The sequence below is a fragment of the Microcoleus sp. w2-18bC1 genome (assembly GCF_036700365.1).
GTDB lineage: Bacteria > Cyanobacteriota > Cyanobacteriia > Cyanobacteriales > Microcoleaceae > Microcoleus.
Window position 1 is genome coordinate 1 of record NZ_JAUBOS010000075.1, and the last position, 10,129, is coordinate 10,129.

At 48.8% G+C, this 10,129-nt stretch carries 9 protein-coding genes; all 9 read right to left on the reverse strand.

Going from position 1 to position 10,129, the window contains the following annotated elements; genetic code table 11:
* Positions 1-103: 103 nt before the first annotated feature.
* The 9 genes from QT979_RS25105 to QT979_RS25145 all read right to left on the reverse strand — a co-directional run bounded on the left by QT979_RS25105 (position 104) and on the right by QT979_RS25145 (position 10,094).
* Complete coding sequence (locus tag QT979_RS25105) at positions 104-1,285, reverse strand: glycosyltransferase family 4 protein (RefSeq protein WP_333213015.1); 1,182 nt, start codon at positions 1,283-1,285, stop codon at positions 104-106.
* A gap of 422 nt (positions 1,286-1,707) precedes the next feature.
* Positions 1,708-1,932 carry a hypothetical protein gene (locus QT979_RS25110; protein ID WP_333213016.1) on the reverse strand — a complete coding sequence of 75 codons (225 nt, stop codon included), beginning with the start codon at positions 1,930-1,932 and terminating at the stop codon, positions 1,708-1,710.
* Between the two features lie 241 nt (positions 1,933-2,173).
* Positions 2,174-2,887, reverse strand: coding sequence for a low-complexity tail membrane protein (locus QT979_RS25115; protein WP_333312011.1), 714 nt, complete (start codon positions 2,885-2,887; stop codon positions 2,174-2,176).
* Between the two features lie 393 nt (positions 2,888-3,280).
* The gene (gene infB / locus QT979_RS25120; RefSeq protein ID WP_333312012.1) at positions 3,281-6,445 is read right to left on the reverse strand and encodes a translation initiation factor IF-2; all 3,165 of its coding nucleotides are present in this window, start codon (positions 6,443-6,445) and stop codon (positions 3,281-3,283) included.
* A gap of 382 nt (positions 6,446-6,827) precedes the next feature.
* The gene (locus QT979_RS25125) at positions 6,828-7,142 is read right to left on the reverse strand and encodes a YlxR family protein (protein ID WP_333152294.1); all 315 of its coding nucleotides are present in this window, start codon (positions 7,140-7,142) and stop codon (positions 6,828-6,830) included.
* Positions 7,143-7,404: 262 nt separating this feature from the next.
* Positions 7,405-8,685, reverse strand: a complete 1,281-nt coding sequence (gene nusA, locus QT979_RS25130) for a transcription termination factor NusA (protein WP_333213019.1) — start codon at positions 8,683-8,685, stop codon at positions 7,405-7,407.
* A gap of 268 nt (positions 8,686-8,953) precedes the next feature.
* Positions 8,954-9,421 (reverse strand): ribosome maturation factor RimP, encoded by a 468-nt coding sequence (rimP, locus tag QT979_RS25135; RefSeq protein ID WP_333040953.1) that lies wholly within the window; start codon positions 9,419-9,421, stop codon positions 8,954-8,956.
* 327 nt (positions 9,422-9,748) lie between these two features.
* A complete protein-coding gene (locus tag QT979_RS25140) occupies positions 9,749-9,967 on the reverse strand; it encodes a hypothetical protein (RefSeq protein ID WP_333213020.1) in 219 nt (72 codons plus the stop codon).
* Entirely contained in the window at positions 9,942-10,094 is a 153-nt protein-coding gene (locus QT979_RS25145; RefSeq protein ID WP_333213021.1) for a thiamine S protein, read from the reverse strand. The genes QT979_RS25140 and QT979_RS25145 overlap by 26 nt, the downstream gene beginning before the upstream one ends.
* Positions 10,095-10,129: the final 35 nt, after the last annotated feature.

Genomic DNA, 10,129 nt, shown 5'->3' on the forward strand with positions numbered 1-10,129 from the left:
TTGCACTTTACTATTGAGCGCGCGATCAAATAACCCAGGCCACGTAACACGCGGGCGATATATTCAGCAAGCCCTATTTAGGTTGACCTAATTATTAACTTTGTCATGAGTTATAGGCTCCAGAAGCTAGTCGTTGTTCAAATAACCACTGTTTGCTTTCAGGAGAATCATCCAGCCAGCGATCGATCAAGTCCGCCCATTTGACATGCAGACGCAACTCCTGCCAGGTTGAGTGAGAAGCGACAGAAAGATTGTGGTAAAGCGCTGAATCCGAAATAACTTTTTCGATACATTCTGCTAAAGCCAGAGAGTTCCCCGCCTCAAAAATCATCGAATTAATACCGTGTTTTAAGTGGGTTTTAAACATCGGGTGATCCGAAGCTACTATCGGTGTTCTAGTGCGTAAAGCGTGCTGAATTGTCAGGGGAAAACCTTCGGGATATTCGTGCCTGCTAGTAACTAACACGAGATCGGATTCTCTCATTAAAGGTTCTAAAGTGTGAGTTGGCACGATTCCCAGAAAATCTACACAATCTTTAATTTGCAGCTCTTCGACTCGCTGGGCAAAAAACTCCTCTTCACCTGTACCTGCCATTTTTAAGTGAACTGATATATTATTCCGTTTTCTTAACTTTGCTACGGCGCTCAATATATCGCCCACTCCCTTACTTTGTACTAACGAGCCAGCGTAAAAAAGTTGAATTTTTTTGATGTCCGCAGGGATGGTTTTCGGCGACAAAGAGCCGGGATTGGTCTCTAAGAGAAAGTCCCAGGGAATTATTTTATCAGCTTTTACTCCTATTTCTTTGAACAATAAAGATGAAGTAATGCCGTAAGTTCCAACCCATTCTATTTGCTCGTTATTTAACAATCGGGATAGGAAATAGTTGCGGTATTTATTGCGCCAAGTTTTTGTTGCAATAGATTCGGCAAATACAGCGATGGTTTTAATTTCCTTTTTAATGACCCACTTAAAAAGGTCGGGAAAAGTCGTCCGCAGGACTAAATGAGTCGGATTTTGCTGGGCAATTAACTCGATCAATTTTTGGGAATCAATTTTGTAATTAAATCCGCAACCGATCGCCCGCACGCCGTTTTCTAGAACCCGATCGTTAAATTCGGGTGTCATGCAGCAAATAACCGTTACTGACTCAGCTCGTTTTGCCATCTCGGTGACGGCATCAACAGAATATTTTTGAGCGTAGTATGTTTCGCTTCCACCTTTGGCTAAACGCTCAAAGGCTTCTGCGTAATCGCCGGCATACTGAACTATTACTAAGCGCATTTTCCTCTACTCTGGTTGTAGACTATTTAATAGGACTTACGGTGCAAAAAGTTTGTAAGTATGTTGATGGGGACGGTTTGATGTACCGCCACAACCGCACTATTAATTTTATTTTGCTTCAGCCTTATTATAAACAGTTCCGGCAACAGGCAGATCAATAGATAGCGGCCGCAGTCGCTTTGTATGGGGGCTTTCAGGCTAATTTTCTCGGAATTTTTCAAGTGTGTGTTGCCAGTAGAATGCGGGAATTAATCCCGACTAAGTAAGGAGAAATACTGTCCCCTGCAATTTGATCTCCGAAGTTGCGATCGACACTCACTTTCGACACTCACTATCGGCACTCACTTAGCATATTGGAGGGGATGCCAGCAGAATTGGGCTATAAAATTCACAAACCGTGACAATATTTGGTTTTAGGGTACTCAATAAGCCAAAGTTTCTAAAGTTTCCCGCAGATAGGAACGAACCTGCTGATCGATGGTGGCATTTTGCTGCTGACGCTCAAAATTGAGTTCTAGCTGCCAGCGTTGAAATCCTGAACTTGCACCGATCGCGGATTTGAGACTGCCCCAGATTTCAGAATCTCCGCACAGCTCGATCGGCTCGGCGGCTTGAGGTTCTTGTGCGATGGGTAGATAATTCGCCATATTGTTATACCTCTGTTTTAATCCCTTGTAAGGATTGAAAGCTGACCTTGACACTCTCTATTATAGATTCTTCTCTCCCAAGAGCCAACATAAAATATCCACAACCTGCGATTAAAAATTAAATATTAAGACTATTAATAATCTCTATCCGAAGAGGGGCCTTACCTATTTTTTGTACAGCATACATCTGTACAAATTAAAGTAGCTTAAACTACAATTGTCCCCCTCTTAATTTTTTATTTCACTTTTTTTCGATCGACTCTTCGGGTAGAGATGTAACGCCGTTGGTGTCAGCAGGTTTTGGGTTGACAATACTGCCGACTGACAAATTCCCTATGCTGGATGCTAGCCCAATTGACTCTGCGGGTGCAGCCACAGCGGCAGTTGTCTCGGCTGCCAAAGCCGGCAAAAGTCGATCGACTTGCCAAGGCGCGATCGTAAAATCCTGCCGAATTTTGTCTAAAATATGAGGCTTTGTCGCTGCAAATTCTGATTCCGGCGTCAGCAAAACCGCCATGACACTAGCAGACACCTGCAAAAACAGATTGCTAGCTAAAAAAGCAGCAACTGCCAACAACAATCCAGCCCACCGCCAGGAAGGAGGAAAGGGAGCCACCGAAGCCGCCAGGGGAGCCAATCGGTAAAGCTGCCACAAAATTACTGCCAGCAAAACAGCGACAAATAGAGCGAGTCCTTTATTTAACTTAGTTTTAAACCGAGTCAGAATCTGCTGCTGCAAAGAAGTTAAATTCTGCGGTTTCACCGCCACAACTAAAATACTAAAAATGTAAAAAGGGCGGAACCACTGCATCCACAGCACAGGAACAATACCGGCTACAGCCACTAAAAATATTTCTAACCAGACAGGGAGCAGGGGAGAACCCACTGCGAGTCCCAGCAAGCACAGTCCCAGGAAAATCGGCAGTGTAGCCGCCCCAGAAAGGTGAATCCACAAAAAAGGATCTGACCAAAAAGAACGCACTTTAAATAATTATTAGTTATGAATTAGGAGTTTTGAATCTTGGATTTTGAGATTTTGGGATGCACTCTTGACTCTGAAATCCGATGCCAGGAGTAAATATTTAGCTATCAAACCGAGGACTTACAAGCAGAAATCTGGTTTATTTCGGTAAGTCTTATTTGAGCGAGCGAATTTTAAATTTTAAGCAAGGGTAAAGACGATTAGGAAGTTCTTAATTCCTTCTTTATTCTTCTTTCGGTCAACTGTCAACTGTCAACTGTCAGATGAGTTTGGGAGTATTGAGTGAAGAGAAGAGTTGCGAGCGATCGGCAATTTGGTTGCGATCGCTCAAAAATTCTCTTCCCCCTCAACACTCACAACTCAAAACTATTGAGAGAGAGTCCGGCGCTTAGTAACCATCCGGTAGGCTTCAATAATATCGCCATCCGCCCAGTCGCTAAATCCGCTCAAGGAAATACCGCATTCAAAGCCAGCATTGACTTCCTTGGCATCTTCCTTCATCCGTTTTAGGGAGTCGAGGACACCTTCGTAAACGACATTGTTACCCCGGCGCACCCGCACCTTACAGTTACGGATGACTTTGCCAGAGAGTACCATACATCCAGCCACAGCCCCGCGACCGATCGCAAAGACAGCGCGCACTTCGACTTGACCCAAAGGTTCTTCCACCAATTCGGGTTCCAGCAGACCTTCCATCGCCCCTTGAATATCATCCAAGAGGTTGTAGATGATGCCGTATTCCCGCACGTCTACCCCCGCTTGGTCAGCGGCGAGGCGAGCGTCGGTGGCGAGAGTAGTATTGAACCCGATAATTACAGCATTACTGGCTGCAGCGAGGTCAATATCCGTTTCGGTAATTTCCCCAGGAGCAGATAGCAGCAGTCGGAGTTGAACTTCTTTTTGAGGAAGTTGAGTCAGAGCGCCGACAATTGCTTCGAGGGAGCCTTGGACATCTGCCTTCAAGATCAAGTTGAGTTCTTTGAGAACGCCTTCCTTAGCTTGTTGAGAGAAGCCACTGAGGCTGATCCGACCGCCTTGCAGCAAGCGGGAATCTCGTTGGGAGGTAGCTCTTCCAGAGGCGATCGCTGCCGCTTCTTTTTCGTTTGCGAAGACATCAAACTCGTCTCCGGCGCGAGGAACTTCCCGCAGCCCTAGCACTTCCACCGCGAAGGATGGAGTTGCGTGCTCTACGCGATCGCCCCGGTCATCGATCATGGCGCGCACCTTGCCCAGAGCCGAGCCTGCGACCACAATATCGCCCACTCGCAGAGTGCCGTTCTGCACCAGCAGAGTTGCCACAGGCCCCCTTGCCTTGTCGAGGTGAGCTTCAATCACAGTACCCTTAGCCGGTCGGTGCGGGTTGGCGTTGAGGTCTTCCATTTCCGCCACTGTCAGAATCATTTCCAACAGAGTATCCAGGTTTTCGCCGCGGATAGCGCTGACTGGAACCATCGTGATATCACCGCCCCAGTCATCTGCCACCAAGCCGTACTCAGTAAGCTCTTGCTTCACCCGTTCCGGCTGAGCACCCTCCTTGTCAACTTTATTGATAGCCACAACAATTGGCACTTTCGCCGCTTTCGCGTGGCTGATCGCTTCAATTGTCTGGGGTCGCACGCCGTCGTCCGCCGCCACCACCAAGATGGCGATGTCCGTAACCCGTGTTCCCCGAGCCCGCATCGCTGTAAAGGCTTCGTGACCGGGCGTATCCAAAAATACCACCTGCTGGCTCTTGCCTTCGTGTACCACATCTACGTGGTAAGCACCGATGTGCTGGGTAATGCCCCCAGCTTCTCCCTGAGCCACCTTGGTTTTGCGGATCGAGTCGAGCAAGGTAGTTTTACCGTGATCCACGTGACCCATAATCGTTACGACTGGCGGACGGCGTTCGAGGTATTCCAAATCCGCTGCGTCCAGCATCTCGATCACTTTGATAGCTGGCGCTACTTTTTCTGGGGTTTCCACCTCTACGCCCATTTCTTCGGCTACCATCCTCACCGCTGGAATGTCCAGGGTTTCGGTAATATTTACCGCAATTCCTTTAGAGAACAGCCGCTTAATAATTTCGGTTTCGGGAACTGCCAAAGTAATTGCTAGTTCCTGAACGGTCATCGGTCTGCTCAGCAGCAGCTTTTCTGGACGTTCTACCTTAGCTTCGGCTGTTTTGCCCCGGTTGCCCCGTCCCCCACTAGAACTAGAAGAACTTTTATCGTGAGAAGGGCCCGGTCTTTTATTTTTTCCACTGCTTCCGGGTGCGCCCGGAGTTGGTGTTGACTTGGGTGCTGCTTGTGACTTCGCTTTAGCTGGGCGGGCTAGGGACAGGCTGACCGTGACTGGTGCTGGCATATCCAAGCCGTTTTCTAAGTCGTCGTCATCCTCATCTATTGGTTTGAGGCGAGAACGTTTTGCCTTAACAGCCTTGGCAGCTTTGGCAGCATCTGAGTTTTCGTCATCATCTTCTTCCCAAATGACCGATGTCTTTTTGGCAGGACGAGGGAGAGAGGGCCTTTCGAGGAGAGTAATCCCCAGCAACGGCGTATTATCTTCTTCATTGTCATCAGTGTCATCCCCTGCGGCTCCGGTGTCACCGCCGCGGCTACGCAGCCCGGTAGCTGACGTTGCGGGGGCAAGGCTCCGGCGCGGGCCACCGGGCTGGGGTCGATCGGCAAGTTGAGTTTTGACTGGACCACCAGCGCCTTCCCGGCGCGGTCTTTGCGCGTCGCGAGATTCGGTAGGAGATCCCGGTGCAGGTCTGCTGGGGCGGCTCGGTTTAGCCGGCGCTTCCAGAGTTTCTGAATGTCCTGATTGCTCTTGCTCGGTTTTTGCAAGTTTGAGTACCGGCTTGTTCCCCAGATTTTGTGGGGTACGGCTAGCCGAATCGGACGCCCCTCTGACGGGCGGCGACGTGAGTTTTGCCGAGGGCGCGATCGGCGCGAGTGGCGGTTGCTGGGTGCGTTCTGGAGCCTTTTCCGACGGCGGTTGAGGTGCCGACGGTGCCTGAGCCTGAGCGATGGTTTCCGGGGCGATCGCACCTACATTTTCCGACACTTCTGACGGAGCCGCCGACACAGCGACATTTGGCTTCGACAGTACAGGTCGATTGATATTCGGTTTAGCGGGAGGCTGGAGTTGTTGAGCTGCAGGCGACTTGGGAGGAGTTGCCACGGTTGCCGCCGGCTGATTTTGGTTCTCCTCGTTGCCTGCAGGCTGGGAGTTTGCACCAGCCGGTCGTACTTTTGGACTGCGTATTTCTAAAATTTGCTGCTTTTTTTGTTGGTCGTTAGGGTGAGGGCCAGATTCTCTAGATGGCGCTGCTGCTCTTTCGGGTGGAGCTGGCTTGCCGGGGGAAGAGTGGCTACTGGCTACGTATTTTTCCGCCGTTTTGCGAATGCGCTCTGCTTCGGATTCTGTAATTGTGCTGCTGTGGCTCTTGACTGAAATATTGAGCCGCTCGCAAACTGCCAAGATGTCTTTATTATCCAAATTTAGTTCCCGTGATAATTCGTAAATTCTTACTTTGCCGTTGTTCATCCACTCTGCCCTCTTTTGTGCCAACCAGTTTTTACATTGTGATTTTTTGTGCTAATGACGACATCATTCGGTGTGATTGATTCAGTGTCAGGAATCGGGGTTTTGGTACTCGCTCAGCAATTTTATCTAAAAGATGCAACTCGCTGAAGTCTGCGGTTGAAGAATTCTCAAGTCTGTTTGGGAACTTGGAACTCCGAAGTCTGAGTTTTGGCAAAACCCACTCTCTCAAGCTTCAAAGTTTGCCTTTCCACCTTGAGGATACCTCTGCTAGTACCCTACCCTTATCTAATCTGACACAAATCTTTCCAGACTGGTGGGCAGATCGGATTGGGGTTTTATAGCTGGCGCTACCGGTAATTACTGGTAGGGCTGCCAAGAGGGTTTATACAGTCGATGCCGAACTATTGTCGGTTTTTCGTCCGGCTAGACCAGAGTAAGATGTACAGTCAGATGTGGCTAAACGCTGCCAAAGTGTTTGGTACAGTTCGTCAGACACAGACGCTTTGAGCGATCGCCCAAGTCGATTTTTTTTCTGAGCTGCTTTGAGGCATTCTGCTTCCCGACAAAGGTAAGCAGAACGGCCCATGCCACGATCTAATTGTACCTGATGAGAAGGATAGAGCCTGACTACTCGCCAAAAAGCTTCCTTAGGAGCTATTTTTCGACAACTTGCACAGCACCGGTAGTTCGGTTTCATTTCTTGTGAGAGGGGGAGTAGGGGACAAATCCTCCTTGTCTGGCGAAGATAGAAAATCTTATGACAAGGAGTCAGAAGACAGAATTCAGAATTCAAAATACGCCATGCCCCAAGTCAGGGGTAAGGGTCACGGAAAGAATTTTTTCGGCTCCACGATTAAAATCGGGGGCTTTAAAGCTCGATTCTCCATCCTGTCGCACAGAACCCATGCTGGATTCTGGCTCCTGAATTCTGAATTCTTCTTCGGTAAATGTCACAGTTTTTAGACTGCGGCTTCGGTTTCCTCCGTGGCGGCTGCCTCCTCTTCCTCAAATTCTGCGGTTTCCTCGTCGTAGTCGCCTTCTAGTTCTTCGTAGTCGCCTTCTAGTTCTTCGAGCCTAGTTGCTTCTGCTGCCAATTTGCTGTCTTCGGCGGCGCGATCGTACTTAGCAATATCTTTGATATCGATTTTCCAACCGGTTAGGCGGGCTGCGAGGCGGACATTCTGACCTTCTTTGCCAATGGCAAGACTCAGTTGGTCTTCAGCGACCAAAATGTGAGCTCTCCTGCCTTCTGGAGCAACTAAACGCACTTCATCTACTCTAGCGGGACTCAGAGCGTTAGCAATATAAGTTGCTGGGTCTGGAGACCAGCGGATCACGTCGATTTTTTCGCCGCGCAATTCGTTGACTACTACCTGAATCCGCGATCCCCGCGCTCCGATGCAGGCTCCTACAGGGTCTACGTCGCGATCGAGAGTATCAACTGCTATTTTAGTCCGGGGGCCGACGTGCCGGGATGGCGGATTTGCCTCCCTGGCTACGGCGACAATCCTCACCACCCCGTCTTCTATTTCTGGTACTTCGTTAGCAAACAGGTAAACCACCAAACCTGCGTCCGCTCTAGAAACAAGTAACTGCGGCCCTCTAGTAGAGCCTTCGCCTACTTTTTTGAGATAAACCTTGAATGTAGCGTTTGCCCGGTAATTGTCGTTGGGCAACTGTTCGCGCTTAGGGAGTTCGGCATCTACTTCTGGCTGACCGAAGCTGCTGGTAACTGCTAAAATTACCGACTGCCTCTCAAACCTGAGAACTCTTGCTTGAAGAACTGTTTCTTCTAAATCTTTAAACTCTTCTTGAATCATTTTGCGCTGTTGGTCGCGCAGTTTTTGAGCTAGAACTTGTTTGGTCTGGATCGCGGCCATGCGACCAAATTCTTTTTGATTTGGTGTTACGTCTACGAGCACAATGCTCCCAGGCTGAGCTTCCGTGGCTACTTCTTGCACTTCGGAAAGTGAGATTTCGTGATCGGGATTGATGACTTCTTCGACAATAGTTTTGTTGGCTAAAACGCGGAAACCTTCTTGTTCTGCGTCTAGTTCTACATCAAAGTTGTCGAAGTATTCTTCGCTGAAGTGATCGAGTTTTTGGGTACGGCGGTAGCGTTCGTATCCTTTGAGCAGGGCTTCTCGCAAGGCTGCTTGGACGGCGTGTTTGGGTAAATTGCGTTCTTTGCTAATACCTTCGACCATTTCTTTTAGTCCGGGCAGGGGAACCATTGACATATAAAACTCTCCTTTTTTGCTGTGGTAATAAGTAACTGGTAATCGGTAATTGGTACTTGGAAATTTTCCAGAAAAAGTGATGACAGAGGAGTGATGAGTTACTGGATAGGATTAGGGAAGCTAGGTGCAGTAACAATTTATTTGTTGTTCCTCTTCAACCCGCTGCTACAGATGTGATTGTTAAAAATTAACTCGCAGCCAAGCGTTTTCAGCTTGCTGCGAGGCAATCGAAAAACTCAAAACTCAAAACTCAAAACTCAAAATTTCCTTACATCTCCTTTCCTTCGTCTAGTTCAACTTTGACAATCTGAGGGCGGGGAATTTTAACCTGTCGCCCTTTTTGATTGAGATAAACCGCTGTTTCATCCCGGCCCAGGAGTAGTCCTTTCCACTCTTTGATTCGCGAGTCCGGTTCGGTGGTTTTGGCTGTCACGGGGAAACCTTTAAAGGTAATAAATTCTCGATCGCTGCTGAGCAATCGGGATATTCCGGGACTGGAAATCTCTAGCACGTAGGCATCGGGTATGATGTCGGCTGCCTCTAACTCAGCATCGAGGGCTGTGCTCATGCGCTCGCAGTCTGCTAAACCCGTGTCTTGTTGGAGGTTGCGGATGTCTACCCGCAAGACGGGAGGATTTTGGTTGGTGTGAAACACTGCTCCCACTACTTCCAATCCCAGTGTTTCCGCAACGGGGGTAGCTAAGTCAATGATTTGTGGGATTAGGGGATGAGTCATATCGAATACTTAAGTTAAAACTCCTAAACTCGGACACGGGCAAGGAAAAATTTGGTGTTGAGATTGCTTGGCTTTGAGGTGGTTTGATTAGGTGGCTGCGACTTTCGTCTTCAACTTTGGGACTTACCCAACATCCCAGCAGGGGATCTCAAGCGGGGGGGGGTACCCCTACTAAATCAGTCCTCAACTTGCAAGTCAGACGCCCTGAGCTCTTTTCCTGCGACTAATGCAACAAAAAAAGTGGGCTTGACCCACTCCTAGGTAAAACAATTTCTTCCAAGAAGTTTGAGGACTTCTTCTGATCGAAGGGAGGCCTCAGTTCTCAGTTTAGCTCGATCGCCCGCCCGGTGACAAACCGATCGCCCTCGGCCGACTGTCCGAGGGCAGAGGGGGATAGCTGACAGGGGAAATGAGGAGGACTTGATCGCCGTTTTGGAGTGGGGCGAGGGCAAATTCCTGGTGGATACCGTGATCGGGTGCGATCGATCCTAGAACAGGGGGGGAGTGACACTCAGGCGTTTTAGGACTTGCGATGCGGAGTGGCACTCAGGCGTTTTAGGACTTGCGATATGGGAGTTTCTTTGGGAAATTCTAATTTTAGTTCGGACAAGCCCTCTGCTTCTTGATAGGTGGCGAAGAGTTTGACAGTGATGGTGATTGGTAGATTAGACATGGGCGATCGCCAAATTAACGGTATATTGACCAAAC

Coding starts and splice junctions, on each gene's coding strand:
- QT979_RS25105 (WP_333213015.1), bottom strand. CDS start 1,285: ATGCGCTTAGTAATAGTTCAGTATGCCGGCGATTACGCAGAAGCCTTT.
- QT979_RS25110 (WP_333213016.1), bottom strand. CDS start 1,932: ATGGCGAATTATCTACCCATCGCACAAGAACCTCAAGCCGCCGAGCCG.
- infB (WP_333312012.1), bottom strand. CDS start 6,445: ATGAACAACGGCAAAGTAAGAATTTACGAATTATCACGGGAACTAAAT.
- QT979_RS25125 (WP_333152294.1), bottom strand. CDS start 7,142: ATGAAACCGAACTACCGGTGCTGTGCAAGTTGTCGAAAAATAGCTCCT.
- nusA (WP_333213019.1), bottom strand. CDS start 8,685: ATGTCAATGGTTCCCCTGCCCGGACTAAAAGAAATGGTCGAAGGTATT.
- rimP (WP_333040953.1), bottom strand. CDS start 9,421: ATGACTCATCCCCTAATCCCACAAATCATTGACTTAGCTACCCCCGTT.
- QT979_RS25145 (WP_333213021.1), bottom strand. CDS start 10,094: ATGTCTAATCTACCAATCACCATCACTGTCAAACTCTTCGCCACCTAT.